Origin of the sequence: Bacillus sp. 196mf (assembly GCF_003217275.1) — a bacterium.
Classification (GTDB): Bacteria; Bacillota; Bacilli; order Bacillales; family Bacillaceae_G; genus Bacillus_A; species Bacillus_A thuringiensis_S.
In genome coordinates this window covers 1-19,044 of record NZ_QJTG01000045.1, presented here as the reverse complement: position 1 = coordinate 19,044, position 19,044 = coordinate 1, and the positions used below count along the sequence as shown (strand labels likewise).

The following is a 19,044-nucleotide window of genomic DNA, read 5'->3' as shown; positions in this document are numbered from 1 at the left end:
GCATGCCTTGTTTCCTAACTAAGCTGAGTAGTTACCATTTTTGTTGGTAAATCGATAATATATCTCCCAATATAGCATCCTCTTTAAAACTGTTTAACTACATTACCAATACCCCAAATTTCATTGCTGTACTGCAAAATCGTTCGATCACTCGCAAAATGACCAGACTGTGCAATATTTAAAATCGACATTTCTAGCCACTTCGTTCGGTTCTCATAAGCTCTACCGACAGCTTCTTGTTTTTCAGCATATGGGCCAAAATCTCGCAGAACGAAATATTCATCATTTTGAATAACGAGAGAATCATAAATCGCTTCAAATTCTGCTCCCGATTGTGCAAAGAAACCATTTGTTAATTGATCAACTACTTTTTTAATGTGCCTATTGTGGTGATAATAATCACTTGCACGATATCCACCATTTTGATAGTAATGAAGAACCTCTTCCGCTGTTAAGCCGAAAATGAAACAGTTATCATGACCGACCCGGTCTTTTATTTCAACGTTAGCTCCGTCTAGCGTTCCGAGTGTAATCGCACCATTCATCATAAATTTCATATTACCTGTTCCCGATGCTTCTTTACTCGCCGTTGAAATTTGTTCACTTACATCCGCTGCCGGGAATATATCTTCCGCTAAAGAAACTCGATAGTTTTCTAGAAAGATAACTTTCATATATTGACTGACATACGGGTCATTATTTACTTTTCTTGCGAGTTCATTTATTAATTTAATAATTTTTTTCGCGTAATAATATCCAGGTGATGCTTTCGCTCCAAAAATAAAAGTACGCGGATAAAATGTAAAACTAGCATCCTCTTTCAAACGGTTATACAAATATAAAATATGAAGAACATTTAATAATTGTCGTTTGTAAGCATGTAATCTTTTCACTTGCACATCAAAAATAGAATTTGGATCAATCGTAAGCCCCATTGTATTATGAATGCGCTCCGCTAAAATCTCTTTACGTTCTTGTTTTACTTCTGCAAATTTCTCTTGGAAACTCGCATCGTATTGAACTGTTTGCAACGATTGAAGCTTAATCGGTTCTTTCTTCCACTCTGTTCCAATCGCCTCTGAAATGAGATTTGTTAACTGTGGATTTGCTTTCATAAGCCAGCGCCTATGAGCAATTCCATTCGTCTTATTATTAAACTTATCTGGATAAAATTCATAAAACAATCGCATTTCCCGCTGCTTTAATATTTCCGTATGAATTTTTGCTACACCGTTTACGCTATGGCTACCGACAATTGCTAAATGAGCCATTTTCACAAGATCATGCGCAATAATTGCCATGTCTTCGATGCGATGCCATTCATAAGGATAACGTTCCCAAAGTTCATGACAGAAACGTTCATTAATCTCTTCAATAATCATATAAATTCTCGGTAATAACGGTTTAAAAATGTGAATTGGCCACTTTTCGAGCGCTTCTGATAACGTCGTATGATTCGTATAAGAAATCGTCTGCGTCGTTATGTGCCAAGCTTCTTCCCATGTTAACTTTTCTTCGTCTAGTAAAATACGCATCAGTTCTGGAATTGCTAAAACCGGATGTGTATCGTTAATGTGAATCGCAATTTTTTCATGTAATTGACGAAGGTCACCATATCTTTCTCTATGCATTCGAACGATATTTTGTAAACTTGCTGATACGAGGAAATACTGTTGTTTTAACCGAAGTATTTTCCCCTCATCATGCGTATCATCTGGATATAAAAACTCCGATACAGCCTCTGTTTCGCGCTTATATTTCAAAATATCTTTGCAGTTTTGCGGGAACGGAACTGGTTCAGCATTCCAAAGTCTAAGTGTGTTTACAGTACTCGTCTCATAGCCTACTACCGGCACATCATATGGCACTGCCATAATGACTTCTGCATTTGTATGCCTAAACTCTAAACGCCCGTCAATTTCTAGCGGTTCAACACTGCCGAAATAACTTACTTCCACAGCTTGATCATGCCTTCTTACTTCCCATACATTTTCATGAAGAAGCCACTGTTCTGGAAATTCAACTTGATAACCATCAACAATTTTCTGATCAAACAAACCATGTTTATAACGAATTCCACAGCCGTGTCCTGGCAAGTTTAAAGATGCAAGTGAATCGAGAAAACAGGCTGCTAAGCGTCCAAGCCCACCATTACCAAGGCCTGCATCTGCTTCCACTTCTGCTAACTCTTGCAACGAAATCCCTAGTTCAGATAACCCCTGCTCGCATACATCTCTAATACCTAAATTCAAGATGTTACTTCCAAGCAAACGTCCAAGCAAAAACTCAATAGACAAGTAATACATTTGCTTTTGCTCTCCGGATCGATAACTCTCATTCGTTGCAATCCATTGACTATTCATATACTCACGTACCATATGACCGAGTGTATTATATTGATCACGAGTTGTAGAATCTTTGAAACTTTTCCCATACATCGTCTCTAACTTTTCTAGAAAAGTTGATTTAAAACTTTCAACATGAGTAAACATTTTTTCACCACCTACATGTTATTCCATGAGACTTTTATACAATTCCTTATAAGCAAGAGCCGATTGCTCCCAGCTATAATCTTCAGTCATCGCTTGTTTTACAAGCTGCTCCCACACTGGTTTATCATGATAAAATTCAATTGCACGGTGAACCGTATGCAGCATGTCATGTGCATTAAAGTTCGTGAAACTGAAACCATTTCCTTCGCCTGTTTCTTCATCATAAGAATGTACCGTATCGTTTAATCCACCTGTTTCTCTTACAATTGGAATCGTACCGTACGCTAATGCGATAAGTTGTCCAAGTCCACACGGTTCAAACAGCGATGGCATTAAAAACAAATCGCTTCCCGCATACACTTGGTGCGCTAATTCTTCATTAAATCCGATATAAACTTTTACCTTCTCCGGATACTCATATGCCATCCACTCAAAGAATTGCTCATATTCCGAATCACCTGAACCTAAAATAATACATTGTACATCTTCTTCCATTATTTCGCGGAATACAGTGCGTACTAAATCAAGACCTTTTTGCTTCGTTAATCTCGTTACCATTGAAATAATTGGTGTATCCTCTTTTTCTGGCAAACCAAAATAACGCTGCAAAGCGCGTTTATTTTCACTCTTTTCATATAATGACTCTGCATCATACTGAGCCTTAATATACGAATCCGTTTCTGGATTATATACGCTCGTATCAATACCATTTACAATGCCGCTAAGCTTATCATTATATTTTCGCAGTAATCCATCTAGCTTCTCACCGAAAAATTCATATTGAATTTCTTCTTTATACGTCGGGCTCACCGCTGTAATTTGATCCGAAGCGATAATACCGCCTTTCATAAAGTTTATGTTTCCATAAAACTCTAGCTGCTCACTATGAAAATATTCATCACCAAGCTCTAACAAGTCGTACATCACTTCAGGAGGAAATACTCCTTGGAACTGCAAGTTGTGAATCGTATATACCGTTTTAATACGCTCATATAACGGGTTATCTTGATACTTTTCACGAAGTAAGAAATTAACCATAGCCGTATGCCAATCGTGGCTATGAAGAACATCCACTTCAAAGTCAAGGTGCGGAATACACTCTAACACTGCTTTTGAGAAATAAGAAAAACGCTCCCCGTCATCATAATGACCATACAGAGAATCTCTCTTAAAATAATATTCATTATCTATTAAGTAATACGTAATTCCGTCTTGCTCACCTTTTAAAATTCCACAATATTGATTCCTCCACCCGAGCGGGACGTTAATTACTTTATGTAACGTACATCCATCTCTTAACTTTTGTGGAATGAGGCTATAATTCGGAAGTATAATACGAACGTCCACTCCTAATTTTTTCAGCTCTTTTGGGAGCGCACCCGCTACATCAGCTAATCCTCCCGATTTCACAAACGGTACACATTCTGATACTGCAAATAAAATATTCACTTGTTGTCCCACTGCGCGAAAAGTTTTTATTACTCCTCTTGCAGCTTCCTCCCTTCGAGTTTTCATTTAAATTAAAACTTTAATCAGTGGGGGAAAAAGCCCCCACTGATTCTTTAGGAATAACTATTAATCGTACTGTTTTGTACGCTTCCTTTTTCTACAACATACGGCTCATCGATGTTTCCTTTTAATACGACACCGTCGCCAATTTTCACGTCTTTATCAATAATAACACCGTCTATTATACAGTTATCTCCAATTTGGCTCTTTTGCATAATAATACTGTTACGAATAATTGATCCTTTTCCAATTTTAACTGAACGGGAAATAACACTGTTTTCTACCTCCCCCTCAATAATACTGCCATTTGCAATCATTGTATTTTTCACGACTGCACCCTTTAGATAACGAGTTGGTGGCTCATCTTTTACTTTCGTAAAGATCGGCGCTTCTTTCTTAAATAATTGCTTCCAAATAGCAGGTTGCAAAATTTCTAGGCTATGCTTATAGTAACTTTCGATCGAGTCAATAATTGCTACATATCCAGTATGCTCATATGTAGCAATATGTAATGATTTCCCGCGTTTTTCTCTCACTACATCAAATAAACTGTATTGCTCTACATCTTTATATGACTCAAATAAGTCTAATAATAATTGTTTCTTTAACACGTATGTTTGAAGCGAAACCCCTTCATGGCAAACTTCTGTAATATCAGCTGCCGTATGTATATGTCGCTCTAACACCGCTTGAAAATTTAATGCTGTTACGAGATGGCTATTCGTAATAACAACGTACTCTTCTCTGCTTCTTAGAAAATAATCAATATGTCTTCTAAAGTGTGCAAAAGACCCAAATTCATCTTGGTCACATTGGCAGTTTGGCGGGAATAAAAATAGTCCGTCTCGTTTTCTATCTAAATCCCACTGTTTTCCTGAACCAACATGGTCCATTAACGAACGATTTTTATGGCTTGTAAAAACTGCTACACTATGAATACTAGAATTCACCATATTTGAAAGCATGAAATCAATGAGTCGATAACGGCCCCCAAACGGTAACGCCGCTAGTGAACGATGCCCTGTTACTTTCTTTAAGGAAGGAAAACTTCCCGTTGCATTAATAATTCCTAACATTTTTTCTCCCATTCATTTCATCCCCCTTTTCTATTTCCCTTCAGCAATTAATACTACATCGTCAACATTCTTTTCTGGACGAATGATTGTTCCATCTTCAATAACCATTTCTGATCCAACAATCGCTCTTTCAATCACAACATTTTTACCAATCTTAGCCCCTGGCATAACGACAGAATCAATCACCATACTTCCTTCTTCCACCGTCACTCCTTGGAATAACACAGAATGCTTCACGTCCCCTTCAATGACGCACCCTTCGTTAATAAGCGATTCTTCTACTTTCGCCTTTTCAGCAATATATTGAGGCGGTTCGTTTGGATTGACAGAGTAAATACGCCAATTACGATCGTTTAAATTCAGTGATGTTTCATCGCGAAGCAAATCCATATTCGCTTCCCATAAGCTCTTCACCGTTCCAACATCTTTCCAATATCCTTCAAACGGATACGCCATTAACTTCTTCCCTTCATCCAATAAAAGCGGAAGTACATCTTTTCCAAAATCGTTACTAGATTCAGGGTTTCTCGCATCCATCTCTAAATACTCTTTCAAAATTGACCAATTAAAAATATAGATTCCCATTGATGCAAGATTACTTCTTGGAAATTGTGGTTTCTCTTCAAACTCAACAATCTCCATTTCTTCATTTGTATTCATAATGCCAAAGCGACTCGCTTCATCCCAAGGTACTTCAATAACAGAAATGGATACGTCCGATTCTTTCTCAATATGGTAATCTAGCATCTTACTGTAATCCATTTTATAAATATGGTCACCTGATAAAATAAGAACATACTCCGGTTCATACTGACTTAAATAGTTTAAATTTTGATAAATGGCACTTGCCGTACCTGTATACCACTTAACCCCTGAAGACTCCGCATAAGGAGGTAAGACTGTGACCCCACCGTTTACTCGGTCTAAATCCCACGCATTTCCGATTCCGATATAATTATGAAGTTCAAGTGGTTGATATTGTGTTAAAATCCCAACCGTTTCAATACCAGAATTCGCACAGTTACTTAGCGTAAAATCAATAATGCGATATTTACCACCAAATGGAACAGCTGGCTTGGCTAAATTTTTTGTTAATGCACTTAAACGACTACCTTTTCCCCCTGCTAGTAACATTGCTACGCACTTTTGTTTTTGAGCCATCTTGTTTTTTGCTCCCCTTTCTCGTCTTCACTGGTCGTAATATGGATACGCCGAATGGTGGAATTGTAATCTCTACATGTGCCGCTTGATTATGGTACGGTTCTAGAATTGTCTTAAGACGTTTCTTATTCACTTGCCCCGAACCGCCATATTGCTGTGCATCACTGTTTAAAATCTCGTTATAATACTCGAAATCTGGTACACCTACTTTATAGTTTTCATATGTAGCTTTCGTAAAATTACATACGACAACTAACGCATCTTCTTGTTTATCCCCTTGGCGGATAAAAGAGAAAATACTTTGCTCATTATTATTAGCATCAATCCACTGAAAACCTTCAGGTGAATGGTCAAGCTGCCAAAGTGGTTTTGAGCGCTTATACAATGCTATGAGCTCATTAAAGTAATCATGCATATAACGATGCATTTCAAAATCATGTAAATTCCAATCTAAATCTTCAAGGTCTTTCCACTCATCAAACTGTCCGAATTCTCCTCCCATGAAAAGTAACTTCTTTCCTGGGTGAGTAAAGAAATATCCATATAATAAACGAAGTTGAGCAAACTTATCCCAGTAATCACCTGGCATTTTATTTAATAACGACTTTTTCCCATGAACGACTTCATCATGAGAAAGCGGTAATATGAAGTTTTCAGAGTACGCATATAGTAAAGAAAACGTCATTTTCTCATGAATGTGTTTCCTATATTCAGGCGCACACTCCATATATTTCAGCACGTCATTCATCCAGCCCATGTTCCATTTGTAATTGAATCCAAGCCCACCTTCATACGTTGGAGTTGTTACAAGTGGCCAAGCTGTTGAATCTTCTGCCGTCATAAGAAAATCTTCATCCTCTGCAAACACTGCTTCATTTAACTCTCTTAAAAATGAAACAGCATGCTCATTACTTTGCTCTTGTCCTTCTTTATTCCAGTACAACATATTCGCAACTGCATCTACTCTGAAACCATCAATATGGAAATATCTCATCCAAAATAACGCATTTGAAATTAAGAAATTACGTACCTCTCTCTTCCCTAAATCAAAATTGACAGTTCCCCATACTGGATTTTCTTGTACATCTTTATCTTTATATTCATAGGTCGGTGTGCCATCAAACAAATATAAACCGTGAGCATCTTTACAAAAATGCCCCGGCACCCAATCTAAAATGACACCGATTCCATATTTATGACATTCGTCGACAAAATGCATTAAATCATGCGGCGTACCAAATCTACTCGTCGCTGCATAATATCCCGTTCCTTGGTATCCCCAAGAACGATCATATGGATGCTCAACAAGCGGCATAATTTCAATATGTGTAAATTGATGTTCCACCACATACGGGATGAGCTCTTCAACCATTTCCCTGTAAGAGTACAGCGTTCCATCTTCTTTCTTTTTCCAAGAACCAAAATGTAATTCATAAACTGTCATCGCTTCTTTATAAATCGATTTTTTCTTTTTCTTACGATTCCAGTTTTTATCATTCCATTCATATCCTTTTATATCAAAAACTACAGATGCCGTATTCGGTCTTACTTCTGCATATACAGCATACGGATCTGCCTTTAAAATGACGTCACCAGCCAACGTTTCAATCGCATATTTATATATTTCTCCTTCTTCAATATGCGGTATAAATAAGGACCAAATGCCTTCTTCTGTCACTTGTAGCATCTTATGTTGCTCATAATCCCACTCATTAAAATCCCCAACAACACTCATTGCTTTCGCATGAGGAGCCCACACTGTAAATCGTACCCCTTGAATCTCATCTTCCGTCACAACATGTGCGCCAAAGATGTTATAACTTTCATAGTACTTTTCTGTATGAAACTCATCTCGTTTCACTTCTTCACAATTTATTACACTCAATATGCTCACCTCACTTAGATGACAGAATTTTTTATACTTTAACTATTTCTGCGAAAAACTGCAATATCCTTGTTAATTTATAAAAAACATTCGTTTTTTTCTTAAAAATGTTAGTTTTTATTCACATTTCCGTGTAAAATATCGAATTTTGACGAATATTCATTGTAAACGCTTCATTCTACTTCTATATTTCCTCCTATTATTTTTTTCTCAACCTTTATTTTATTAGGTTTATTCTATCTTTCACGCTATTTTCCACTTAAAATAACCATAAAATAATCTGTCATAAAAAAATGTTTCTCAACATTTTTCGTCATATTTTTATTGAAACGCGAAATTCATAAGCATATACTTGTTCTCAATAAAGAACATTTATCTTTCGTAACTATAATTCATAGCGGACTACTATGTTTACTTATTTATCCTTGTTGCGAACGATTGCTATAAAAATTTAACTAGGGGGCTTTCTTATGTCATTAAAACAAAAAGTAGGAATGGGAGTTGTCACCGCTTCACTTGGTTTATCCCTTACATTCGGAGGTGTATTCGCCTATTTCAGTGATTCAGAAACATCGAGTAACTCATTTCAAGCTGGAACACTAGATCTTTCTATTAATCCAAGTGTAATCGTTAATGTGAAAGATTTAAAACCAGGTGATTTTATTGAAAGGAACTTCAAGCTTGAAAATAAAGGTACATTGGATATTGCAAAAGTAGCACTTGAAACATCATATGAAGTTACAGATGCAAAGCAAAATAATGACGGTGAAGATTTAGGTGATCACATTATCGTCAAGTTTCTAGTGAATGATGGACAGCCATCTAATTCAAACGATGATCATGAGATTTTGTGGGAAACAAAACTATCAAAATTAAAAACTATGAAACCTGAAGATGTCGCTACGTCTCTAGAACGTCATAACTTAATAGATGGTATTAAATCTGGTGAAACAGATTACTTACATGTCCTCTTCTCATTTGAAGATAACGACCAAGATCAAAATAAATTTCAAGGTGATTCCCTGCAGCTAAACTGGACATTCCATGCTGAGCAAACAGCAGGTGTGGAGAAATAATTTTTAAAAATATAAATTACCGGAGGCCTATAAATGAAAAAGAAAAATCGTTTTGTTACTGGAATGGTAACAGCTGGCGTTCTGTTTTCAACTGCCATTCCGTTCAATGTACTTGCTGAAAGTCCTATTAACCAAATTGAATCTTCAAATGCTCATTCTATATTATCGAAGCTTTCTAAAGAACAACGCCTGGCATTACAAACGGTAGATGCCAACCCTGGTTTTACAATTTCACCAGATATTAATACGAGTAGTTCTGAGCCTGTAAATATCATTGTAGAATTTCAAACTGCTCCAGTAAAGATTAATGAATTAAAACAAAAAGAAAAAGGATTACAATCTGCTCCTGAAAATATAAAAGTACGTATTGATCAAGAACATGAAGAATTCGAAAAAGGACTAAAACGTCTTTATCAATTCAGCCCATCAGTAAAATCAGGAAACTTCCAGTCTGTACAAATTAAACGTTCTTATAAGCATGCGCTAAATGGTGTTGCAATGACATTACCAGCAAATACAGTTGAAGAGTTATTACGAATTGGTGTTGTAAAACGCATTTGGAAAGATTACGAAGTGAAATTAAATTTACCAAAACAAGCTGAGCAAAAAGCACCCCAAAAACTAACAGACAGCATCCCTCAAATCGGGGTAGATAAGTTACATAGTGAGGGTATTACCGGAAAAGGAATTAAAGTTGGTGTATTAGATACAGGTATTGATTACAATCACCCTGACTTAAAAGACGTATATAAAGGCTATCGCGCAAAACCTGGTGAGGACTCTAGCAAAGTAGATCCAAATTCAGTAAAGGGTTGGGACTTTATTAATAATGATGCAGATCCAATGGAAACTACTTATTCAGAATGGCAACAATCTGGTGCTCCTGAATTTGATAACCGTGGTTCTTCCTTCTACACAGCCCACGGCACTCACGTAGCAGGTATCGTTTCTGCTCAAAAGAAGAACCAATCTGATTCAGCAGTAAAAGGTGTTGCACCTGACATTGAACTGTATAACTATCGTGTACTCGGTCCATACGGAAGTGGAGATAGTTCAGGTATTATCGCTGCAATTGATAAATCTATTTCTGACGGTATGAACGTTATTAACTTATCGTTAGGTGATGATAGCAACAATCCTCTTGATCCAACATCTATCGCTGTTAATAACGCGATGCTTTCAGGCGTTGTTACAGTCGTTGCTGCTGGTAACTCTGGACCGAATCCATCAACACTCGGATCACCAGGTGCTTCGCCATTTGCTATTACGGTTGGAGCCAGTGATAGCTCTATTTCCTTACCGAAACTATCAGGTCATGCTGGACAATTACAATTCCCTAACCTAATTTTGTTCGGCAAAAACTTCACTGATAAAATAGAAGATTTCAAGGGACAAACTTTACCTATTGAATCTGTAGGAATCGGTACGCCTGACGAGTTTAGTAAAAAAGATGTAAAAGGAAAAATCGCTCTCGTTGCACGTGGTACAACCTCATTTGATGAAAAAATTGCTAACGCAAAACAAGCAGGTGCAAAAGCCGTTATTATTTATAACAACGTGGATGGAGAAATTCCTTTCTACGTTGGTGAAAGCACAAAATACATTCCAGCATTCCGCCTAACGAAAGAAGACGGTGAAAAACTAAAAGCTCAAATTGAACAAGGTAGCACATCCTTAACTTTCGATGAAATTAATTACATTCAAACAGAAGGCGATCATCTTGCAGACTTTAGCTCACGCGGTCCTGTTACAGCAAATGATGATATTAAGCCTGATATTACAGCGCCTGGTGTCGCTGTCCTTTCAACAGTTCCTGAATATATTAACGACCCGCAAGAGGGTGAAAACTACGCTGTTTCCTATGAGCGTATGCAAGGAACATCTATGGCTTCCCCTCATATTGCTGGCGTTGCTGCTCTAATTTTACAAGAACACCCAGACTACTCTCCGTTCGATGTAAAAGCGTCTCTTATGAACACAGCTGATGATTTAAAAGAAAAATATTCGGTGTATGAAGTTGGAGCTGGGCGAGTAGATGCTTACAACGCCGTTCGTACAGAAACAAGCTTTAAAGTATTAGATACGACACAAACTGTTGTAAATGATGAAGTAATTGAAGTGCCCGAAGAAACTGGATCTATTGCATTCGGTAAGTTTTATCAAAAAGACGGTGAAGCTCTTGAACAAAAACGAAATATAAAAGTAACTAATCATAATAAACAAGAGAAAAAAGAATTTAAAACAGAAATTTCTTATACACCGGCTTCTTCTACTATTAACGATGCTGTCGCAAACGGTGTAAAAATCTCAGCTCCAGAAACAATTACTCTTGATGCTGGCAAAGCAGATGAAATTGAAGCAAAAATTAATGTTCCAGCCGGTGTAAAACAAGGCCGATATGAAGGATATATTCATATTACGAACACGAAAAATAAAGAAGAAACATATCAAATCCCATTCTCTATTCGTGTATCAGAGCCTGGTATTGAAAACGCAATACTATCAAGAAAAGCGATTTCAACTGATACATCTAAATTTAATCCATACGGTGAATCGTATGTTCACGGGGCATTCCAATTAAACAGCGAACTTGAAACGTTAGATCTTATCGTAAAAGATTCCAAAACAAATAAAGCTCTTGGCTTCATTGGAACATTAAACACAAGTGGACTAAAAACTGATGTGTATTACTACTTAGACTCATTCTTTAATGGAAAAGTGTATCCTTTTACAAATGATCCTGCAAAACCAATTGGTGATGAGAAAATCAACTTACCAGAAGGAGACTACACGATTGAGTTTGTCGGTTATGATAAGGCTGGGAAAGCACGTGTAAAAGGTGATTATGTTGTAATTGATAATACACCACCAGAAGTGAAACTAACTGGATTAAAACCTGGTATTTACGAGTTAAATGAAGAAAATTATACAGTAGAAGATGGCAAAAAAGCACTATGGATTAAAGGAAATGTATACGATTCAAACGTTGACTACTTAAAAGGAAAAGGATTAAACATTACGCAAGAAGCGAATGGCATTATGTACTATGACTATTCTCCATACTTGCATAAGTTTTTACCGATTAATGCAAATGGCGACTTTAAAGTTGGCATTACACCTGACTCCTTCAAAACGGAAGGTCCAATGAACACAGGCGTATATATTTTCGATTATGCAACTGCAGGAGCTGACTATCCAAGCGGTGTAAATAACTACTGGTTTATCCCGCAAGGTGCTCAATATGCGAAAGCTAGTTACGATAAAAAAGAATTATATAAAAATGACGAGTTCACAGTAACACTAAATGCAAAACACGTAAAACAATTTGTTGCTGGGCAATTTAATGTAAACTTCCTAGAGAAGAACTTCAAATTTGCAAATGCGAAATTTAATCCTGCTTTTGAAAAGCTACTTTCCGAAAAAGGAGTAACCGCAAAAGTAAATGAACCGAAACTAGAGGCAGGTTCGGTTACAGTTGGTGGCGCTATCGATGACAAAAACTTTGCTGGATTAGATGGTGATTTCCCGTTCATTGATGTAACTTTCAAAGTAGAAAATGATGAATTTTATGAAGCAAACGCTCAATTAGAGTCACCAATTTTTGTTTACTGGAAACAAGGTGAATCAGAACCAAATAGAATGCGTGTACTTCAAGATCAAACATTCTCAGTTATGTCCTTAAATTCACTAGTAGAAGGAAATATTAAACCTGGTGCATTCTTAAATGAACGTGGATATTTAGATGAAAAGTTTGATTATGCAAAGCTTGGCGTAAAAGTATACGCAACTGATTCTTACCGTCATAAGTTTGAAGGTTCACTAGATAAATATGGGTACTTCAAACTAAATGGACTTCCAGTTAATAAACGCGACTATAACCTATATGTAGAAGTGCCAGGACATTTAACAAGCCGCCTAACAACGAAACTTGGTACTGAAAAAGACGGTAAGCTGCTTGGCCAATATTATTATGCAAGACCTGACGAAAACCTTGCCGGCGATGTAAATGCTGATAAAGTAATCGATATTAAAGATGCTGAAATTATCGCTAGCAACTATGGTAAAAAAGGACTAACTGTAAAAGACGGAGACCTTAATAAAGATGGGATTGTCGACGAAAAAGATATTCGCTTCGTTGAAAAGAACTTCTTGAAAAAAGGGCCAGATGCATCTAAATCACAAACACCTGTAGAAAAATCAAAAAGCGGTACACTGACAGATATTTTAAAGAAATTGGGATTAACGCCTAAAAAATGATAAAGTGAAACTTTAATCAGTGGGGGGTGTTCATCCCCCACTGATTATCAGCCCTCACCAATCGGGCTTTTACGGGCAGTTGATCACCAAACTAACTTCTTTGCTTTCGCTGCATTTTGAGGTGGGGATCTTACTGCCCGTTAATGCGGGATAATAAAGAGCACTCTACGTAAAGTAGAGTGCTCTTTTCTATAAACGACCCTTATCCAGCAAAAGGGGTATATTGGGGATATACAAGGGAAACCGGAAAAGGAATTTATATTAAATTATATAAGTTCAGAGGTAAGAAGCAGTTTCCCACCTCTGAATTATTTAGCAATTATTATAGTACTGGTGCCATTGTTTCTTTTAATACTTTTACAGAATGAGCGAATTTCGCTTTTTCATCTTCATTTAGCTCAAGTTCTACGATTTCACGTACACCTTCGCGGTTAATTACAGCTGGAACACCTACATAAGCATCTTTCTCTCCGTATTGACCTTCAAGGTATGCAGATACAGTTAATACGCTGTTCTCGTTGTTTAAGATTGCTTTAGTTACACGAAGTAGTGACATACCGATTCCGTAGTAAGTTGCACCTTTACGCTCGATAATATGGTAAGCTGCATCACGTACGTTTTCGAAGATTTTATCTAAGTCTTCTTGATTGTACTGTTCGTTGTTAGCTAAGATTGTTTCTAGTTTTTGTACACCGATAGTAGCGTGGCTCCATACTGGAAGTTCAGTGTCACCGTGTTCACCAACGATATAAGCATGAACGTTACGTGGATCTACATCTAAGTAGTCACCTAACATGTAACGGAAACGAGCAGAGTCTAAAGTAGTACCAGAACCGATTACGCGCTCTTTTGGTAAACCAGATTCTTTCCAAGTTACGTAAGTTAAAATGTCAACTGGGTTAGTTGCGATTAAGAAGATTCCATCGAATCCACTATCCATAATACCGCGAACGATTTGTTTAAAGATCTTTGTATTTTTCTCAACTAAGTCTAAACGAGTTTCACCTGGCTTTTGTGGTAATCCAGCAGTGATAACTACTAAATCTGCATCTTTACAATCTGCATAGCTACCGCTCCAAACTTTTGTTGGTGATGGAGAGAATGGTACCGCATGGCTTAAGTCCATTGCTTCCCCTTCTGCTTTTGCTTCATTAACATCTACTAATACGAACTCTTCAGCTACACCTTGGTTGATCATTGAGTAAGCGTAACTACAACCTACAGCTCCTGTTCCTACTAATACTACACGATTGATACCTTTTTTCATGGTAATTTCCCCTCTCTATTGTTCACATCTATTTTTTATGATTGTTTAAGTAATTAATTAAAATACTAATTTAATGTTGTTTAACTTCTTTACACTCATATTGTAGCACGTATTATTGTGAATTACTTCACAAATTATGACCTATTTGTGAACTTTTTTCACATAGAGTGTAAAGTTATTAGAATAGGTGTGGAATCCATTTCAATGGAGGCGTTTTCTTTAGATTGTGAACAAAAAGAATGTGATTCGATTATTCCCTATAACTAAATTCAATTTCTATAATCAAACTAACACATTATCCCCTTATAAGCTGGACGTCAGTTGGCCTATATAGACTACGGTGAAATAAATGAATTAGCCTATACTTTATCACCTCCCTTTTAACCATTACTGTATATTAAAAAATATCCGTTAAAATTAAGCGTTCTTTTCTAGTAATAAACCATCCAATATAAGTGATAGGCCATGCAAAGCTTTAGACAACTGCATCTCTGCATCTTCAGAATTCGCAATCCAACAAGCAAGGTCCACTAGTCCGCCATTTATGAATCTTGCTAAGGCTTCACAGTCCGTTTTTTCAATAATAGAGTCCTTCATTAATTGTTGAAGTATCTCCGCCATCGTCGTTAAACATTGCGACTGTGATGATTGATAATAACTATTTCCTAATACTGCTGGTGCATCTCGAAGTACGATTCGCTGAATTTCTGGATTAAGTGCCATTGTTAAATACGCACGACAACGCCCAACAAATCCTTCCCATTTTCCTTCCGCCTCATTTGATACTTCCCCTAATTTATTATCCATTTCCATGTCAATTTCTTTTACAACTGCTTCTAACAACCCTTTTTTATCACCAAAATGATGATAAATTGCACCACGTGTTAAACCGACAGATGCTGTAAAATCATCCATAGACGTGTTTACATATCCAACTGTACCAAAAGCCTCTCTTGCTGCACTCAGCAATTTAGCACGTGTTTCAGTAATCATTTCTGCTCTCGTTTTTTTAACCATCTTTTCCTCCTATTTCTATTCATTCTCTTTATTCAAAATAAATCGCATTATAGTATCGTTCTCTATGTAAAAGAATAACTCCTTTGAACGTCAGCTCTCTATCCAGAGATAAAACATTTCAATTGACATACGCACCGTATGTCAATTATTTCTAGCTTACAAGATAATATAACTTCTTACCCATCCCCTACATTGACTCACTGTCCCTTTTTATAGAAGGTATTAATGAAACAGAGGAGGAGTTAAAAGAATGAAGAATGTATATGTAAACGTCAAATACTTTGGTGATTATTATGTTTAATTCCTACCGTGAAATTTTCAGTGCTCCTGGTACAAAAGGATTCTCATTAGCAGGATTTATAGCTCGGATGCCCATATCAATGATGGGCATTGGTATTGTTACAATGTTATCTCAGTTACGTGGTGACTATTGGCTTGCTGGAGCTGTTGCAGCCACCTTTACATTATCATCAGCTTTACTAGCTCCTCATATTTCTCGGATGGCCGATCAATTAGGGCAATCTCGCATACTTCTTCCGACTACAGGTATCAGTGTTTTCTTTACGATCCTCTTACTTCTATGCACGAAATATGAAGCTCCTTATTGGACGCTATTTCTATCCGCCTTATGTGCAGGTTGTATGCCCAACATGTCAGCCATGGTGCGTGCACGTTGGACTAAACTATACCGTGGATCCCATAAATTGCATACAGCATTTTCCTTCGAGTCGGTTGTCGACGAAATTTGCTTCATAATTGGGCCTGTATTATCTGTCAGTTTAAGTGTTATGTTCTTCCCAGAAGCAGGCCCACTTTTATCATCTGTTTTTCTTACAATTGGGGTATGCCTATTCACCATGCAAAAAAGCACAGAACCGCCTGTACACCCTCACGACATTACAAACAAAGGAACAGTGTTTAAAATTGGTTCTTTACGAGTACTAGTATTCACACTCATCGCCATAGGGACTATATTTGGCACAATAGATGTCGTTAGTGTAGCTTTTGCTGAACATCAAGAAAACACGGTAGCTGCTAGCTTTGTGCTTTCTGTCTATGCAATCGGTTCATGCCTTGCAGGTCTAATTTTCGGTACTCTTAAACTCAATACTCCACCCTATAATCAGTTTTTAATAGCAGTCACACTGTCCATGATAACAATGCTGCCACTAGTTTTCGTAAACACTATTCCTTGGCTAGTAGTTATTGTTTTCTTTGCAGGGTTATCTGTCGCTCCTACAATGATTATTACTATGGGACTTGTGGAAAAAATCGTACCTGAATCAAAAATAACTGAAGGAATGACTTGGGCAATTACAGGACTTGGTATTGGAGTCTCCCTAGGATCGGCGATAGCTGGTTTAGTTATTGATAACTTTGGAGCTCGGGCAGGATTTAGTGTGGCTATTATAGCAGGAGGCCTTGCCTTAACTATTGCACTTTTAGGATACAAAACTCTTCACTCCGCATATAGTCATGCTGTTATGAAACCGGATGGCCGCTCAGCAGAGAGTTAAAACATATTCCAAAAATAGGATTACCTCTTTTCTTATGTATAAGAAGAGGTAATCCTATTTAAATTAATATAACTTTTTTAAATTGATTATTTATAATCTGTTATAGCTTCTTTTATATTTATACACAACAAAAAAGAGATAGCAGATTATGCTATCTCTTTTAGTATGACCCGTACGGGATTCGAACCCGTGTTACCGCCGTGAAAGGGCGGTGTCTTAACCACTTGACCAACGGGCCAGTTCTGGCAGAGAAGAAGGGATTCGAACCCTCGCACCGCGTTCGCGATCTACTCCCTTAGCAGGGGAGCCCCTTGAGCCACTTGGGTACTTCTCTATAAATATGGCTCCGCAGGTAGGACTCGAACCTACGACCGATCGGTTAACAGCCGATAGCTCTACCACTGAGCTACTGCGGAACAATTATGGTGGGCCTAAATGGACTCGAACCATCGACCTCACGCTTATCAGGCGTGCGCTCTAACCAGCTGAGCTATAGGCCCATAATTGAAAAGCGGGTGAAGAGAATCGAACTCTCGACCAGAGCTTGGAAGGCTCTTGTTTTACCACTAAACTACACCCGCATGAAATTGAAAATGGTGAGCCATGAAGGATTCGAACCTTCGACCCTCTGATTAAAAGTCAGATGCTCTACCAACTGAGCTAATGGCTCATTTTGAAAGTGGTGCCGGCTAGAGGACTTGAACCCCCAACCTACTGATTACAAGTCAGTTGCTCTACCAATTGAGCTAAGCCGGCTTGCGACTTCAAAATGGTGGCTCGGGACGGAATCGAACCGCCGACACGAGGATTTTCAGTCCTCTGCTCTACCGACTGAGCTACCGAGCCTTATTAAAATGGCGGTCCCGACCGGGGTCGAACCGGCGATCTCCTGCGTGACAGGCAGGCATGTTAACCACTACACCACGGGACCATTTGGTTGCGGGGACAGGATTTGAACCTGCGACCTTCGGGTTATGAGCCCGACGAGCTACCGTACTGCTCCACCCCGCGATGATATAATATGTAATTTAAGAAAAAATGGAGGAGGTAGAGGGATTCGAACCCCCGCGCGACTCTCGCCGCCTGTCGGTTTTCAAGACCGATCCCTTCAGCCGAACTTGGGTATACCTCCGAGATATAAACCTTTAGTGGTGGACCTTGTAGGACTCGAACCTACGACCGGACGGTTATGAGCCGTCTGCTCTAACCAGCTGAGCTAAAGGTCCTTTATGGTAGCGGCGGAGGGGATCGAACCCCCGACCTCACGGGTATGAACCGTACGCTCTAGCCAGCTGAGCTACACCGCCATAAATGATATTAAAATAAGTGGAGCCTAGCGGGATCGAACCGCTGACCTCCTGCGTGCAAGGCAGGCGCTCTCCCAGCTGAGCTAAGGCCCCATGTTTTTGGGAATATCGGGAAGACAGGATTTGAACCTGCGACCCCCTGGTCCCAAACCAGGGGGTCTACCAAGCTGAGCCACTTCCCGTTAATAAAAGCGCGCCCGAGAGGAGTCGAACCCCTAACCTCTTGATCCGTAGTCAAACGCTCTATCCAATTGAGCTACGGGCGCATATGGTGCCGAGGGCGGGGGTCGAACCCGCACGGTGGTCACCCACCGCAGGATTTTAAGTCCTGTGCGTCTGCCTGTTCCGCCACCCCGGCATGTCATATTGAAAATTGGAGCGGAAGACGGGATTCGAACCCGCGACCCCAACCTTGGCAAGGTTGTATTCTACCACTGAACTACTTCCGCAAGACATGTTTGAGATATTTTATTAAAAGTG

General features: G+C 38.4%; 10 protein-coding genes and 18 tRNA genes. 3 read left to right on the top strand and 25 right to left on the bottom strand.

The window, feature by feature from the left end:
- Positions 1-83: 83 nt before the first annotated feature.
- The 5 genes from glgP to glgB form a co-directional block, all read right to left on the bottom strand.
- Complete coding sequence (gene glgP / locus ATL10_RS28875) at positions 84-2,492, bottom strand: glycogen phosphorylase (RefSeq protein WP_110498060.1); 2,409 nt, start codon at positions 2,490-2,492, stop codon at positions 84-86.
- A gap of 18 nt (positions 2,493-2,510) precedes the next feature.
- Entirely contained in the window at positions 2,511-3,941 is a 1,431-nt protein-coding gene (glgA, locus tag ATL10_RS28870) for a glycogen synthase GlgA (RefSeq protein WP_029948456.1), read from the bottom strand.
- 113 nt (positions 3,942-4,054) lie between these two features.
- Complete coding sequence (glgD, locus tag ATL10_RS28865) at positions 4,055-5,089, bottom strand: glucose-1-phosphate adenylyltransferase subunit GlgD (RefSeq protein ID WP_000504162.1); 1,035 nt, start codon at positions 5,087-5,089, stop codon at positions 4,055-4,057.
- Between the two features lie 18 nt (positions 5,090-5,107).
- Positions 5,108-6,238 (bottom strand): glucose-1-phosphate adenylyltransferase, encoded by a 1,131-nt coding sequence (glgC, locus tag ATL10_RS28860; protein WP_000057604.1) that lies wholly within the window; start codon positions 6,236-6,238, stop codon positions 5,108-5,110.
- Positions 6,186-8,123 carry a 1,4-alpha-glucan branching protein GlgB gene (glgB, locus tag ATL10_RS28855; RefSeq protein ID WP_075717046.1) on the bottom strand — a complete coding sequence of 646 codons (1,938 nt, stop codon included), beginning with the start codon at positions 8,121-8,123 and terminating at the stop codon, positions 6,186-6,188. The genes glgC and glgB overlap by 53 nt, the downstream gene beginning before the upstream one ends.
- Before the next feature lie 470 nt (positions 8,124-8,593).
- On the opposite strand from glgB, the gene ATL10_RS28850 reads away from it, so the two are divergent.
- Positions 8,594-9,199: a CalY family protein gene (locus ATL10_RS28850; protein WP_090976753.1), complete on the top strand. Its 606-nt coding sequence runs from the start codon at positions 8,594-8,596 to the stop codon at positions 9,197-9,199.
- Between the two features lie 33 nt (positions 9,200-9,232).
- On the top strand, positions 9,233-13,456 hold the full coding sequence (locus ATL10_RS28845; protein WP_110498058.1) for a S8 family serine peptidase: 4,224 nt from the start codon (positions 9,233-9,235) through the stop codon (positions 13,454-13,456).
- Positions 13,457-13,778: 322 nt separating this feature from the next.
- On the opposite strand, the gene ATL10_RS28835 is transcribed toward ATL10_RS28845, so the two are convergent.
- Complete coding sequence (locus ATL10_RS28835) at positions 13,779-14,723, bottom strand: L-lactate dehydrogenase (RefSeq protein ID WP_000715346.1); 945 nt, start codon at positions 14,721-14,723, stop codon at positions 13,779-13,781.
- Positions 14,724-15,140: 417 nt separating this feature from the next.
- Positions 15,141-15,740: a TetR/AcrR family transcriptional regulator gene (locus ATL10_RS28830; RefSeq protein WP_075717044.1), complete on the bottom strand. Its 600-nt coding sequence runs from the start codon at positions 15,738-15,740 to the stop codon at positions 15,141-15,143.
- Between the two features lie 293 nt (positions 15,741-16,033).
- Between ATL10_RS28830 and ATL10_RS28825 the strand changes: the two genes are divergently transcribed.
- A complete protein-coding gene (locus ATL10_RS28825; protein ID WP_075720466.1) occupies positions 16,034-17,257 on the top strand; it encodes an MFS transporter in 1,224 nt (407 codons plus the stop codon).
- 166 nt (positions 17,258-17,423) lie between these two features.
- Here ATL10_RS28825 and ATL10_RS28820 read toward each other — a convergent pair.
- The 18 genes from ATL10_RS28820 to ATL10_RS28735 all read right to left on the bottom strand — a co-directional run bounded on the left by ATL10_RS28820 (position 17,424) and on the right by ATL10_RS28735 (position 19,013).
- Positions 17,424-17,495 (bottom strand) — tRNA-Glu (locus ATL10_RS28820).
- A gap of 5 nt (positions 17,496-17,500) precedes the next feature.
- Positions 17,501-17,591: transfer RNA gene (locus tag ATL10_RS28815), tRNA-Ser, on the bottom strand.
- A gap of 7 nt (positions 17,592-17,598) precedes the next feature.
- A tRNA-Asn gene (locus ATL10_RS28810) sits at positions 17,599-17,673 on the bottom strand.
- 7 nt (positions 17,674-17,680) lie between these two features.
- Positions 17,681-17,757: transfer RNA gene (locus ATL10_RS28805), tRNA-Ile, on the bottom strand.
- A gap of 10 nt (positions 17,758-17,767) precedes the next feature.
- A tRNA-Gly gene (locus ATL10_RS28800) sits at positions 17,768-17,838 on the bottom strand.
- A gap of 13 nt (positions 17,839-17,851) precedes the next feature.
- Positions 17,852-17,927, bottom strand: a tRNA-Lys gene (locus ATL10_RS28795).
- Positions 17,928-17,937: 10 nt separating this feature from the next.
- Positions 17,938-18,013 (bottom strand) — tRNA-Thr (locus ATL10_RS28790).
- 14 nt (positions 18,014-18,027) lie between these two features.
- A tRNA-Phe gene (locus tag ATL10_RS28785) sits at positions 18,028-18,103 on the bottom strand.
- Positions 18,104-18,112: 9 nt separating this feature from the next.
- A tRNA-Asp gene (locus ATL10_RS28780) sits at positions 18,113-18,188 on the bottom strand.
- A 3-nt stretch (positions 18,189-18,191) separates the two neighbouring features.
- Positions 18,192-18,268, bottom strand: a tRNA-Met gene (locus tag ATL10_RS28775).
- Between the two features lie 28 nt (positions 18,269-18,296).
- Positions 18,297-18,389 (bottom strand) — tRNA-Ser (locus tag ATL10_RS28770).
- Positions 18,390-18,406: 17 nt separating this feature from the next.
- Positions 18,407-18,483, bottom strand: a tRNA-Ile gene (locus ATL10_RS28765).
- 4 nt (positions 18,484-18,487) lie between these two features.
- Positions 18,488-18,564: transfer RNA gene (locus ATL10_RS28760), tRNA-Met, on the bottom strand.
- Positions 18,565-18,584: 20 nt separating this feature from the next.
- Positions 18,585-18,657, bottom strand: a tRNA-Ala gene (locus ATL10_RS28755).
- A gap of 15 nt (positions 18,658-18,672) precedes the next feature.
- Positions 18,673-18,746, bottom strand: a tRNA-Pro gene (locus ATL10_RS28750).
- A 10-nt stretch (positions 18,747-18,756) separates the two neighbouring features.
- Positions 18,757-18,830, bottom strand: a tRNA-Arg gene (locus ATL10_RS28745).
- 3 nt (positions 18,831-18,833) lie between these two features.
- Positions 18,834-18,922: transfer RNA gene (locus tag ATL10_RS28740), tRNA-Leu, on the bottom strand.
- A 16-nt stretch (positions 18,923-18,938) separates the two neighbouring features.
- Positions 18,939-19,013 (bottom strand) — tRNA-Gly (locus ATL10_RS28735).
- Positions 19,014-19,044 lie beyond the last annotated feature (31 nt).

Excerpts from the sequence above, each read along its gene's own strand:
- glgP (WP_110498060.1), bottom strand. The coding sequence starts at position 2,492 with ATGTTTACTCATGTTGAAAGTTTTAAATCAACTTTTCTAGAAAAGTTA.
- glgD (WP_000504162.1), bottom strand. The coding sequence starts at position 5,089 with ATGGGAGAAAAAATGTTAGGAATTATTAATGCAACGGGAAGTTTTCCT.
- glgC (WP_000057604.1), bottom strand. The coding sequence starts at position 6,238 with ATGGCTCAAAAACAAAAGTGCGTAGCAATGTTACTAGCAGGGGGAAAA.
- ATL10_RS28850 (WP_090976753.1), top strand. The coding sequence starts at position 8,594 with ATGTCATTAAAACAAAAAGTAGGAATGGGAGTTGTCACCGCTTCACTT.
- ATL10_RS28845 (WP_110498058.1), top strand. The coding sequence starts at position 9,233 with ATGAAAAAGAAAAATCGTTTTGTTACTGGAATGGTAACAGCTGGCGTT.
- ATL10_RS28835 (WP_000715346.1), bottom strand. The coding sequence starts at position 14,723 with ATGAAAAAAGGTATCAATCGTGTAGTATTAGTAGGAACAGGAGCTGTA.
- ATL10_RS28830 (WP_075717044.1), bottom strand. The coding sequence starts at position 15,740 with ATGGTTAAAAAAACGAGAGCAGAAATGATTACTGAAACACGTGCTAAA.
- ATL10_RS28825 (WP_075720466.1), top strand. The coding sequence starts at position 16,034 with ATGTTTAATTCCTACCGTGAAATTTTCAGTGCTCCTGGTACAAAAGGA.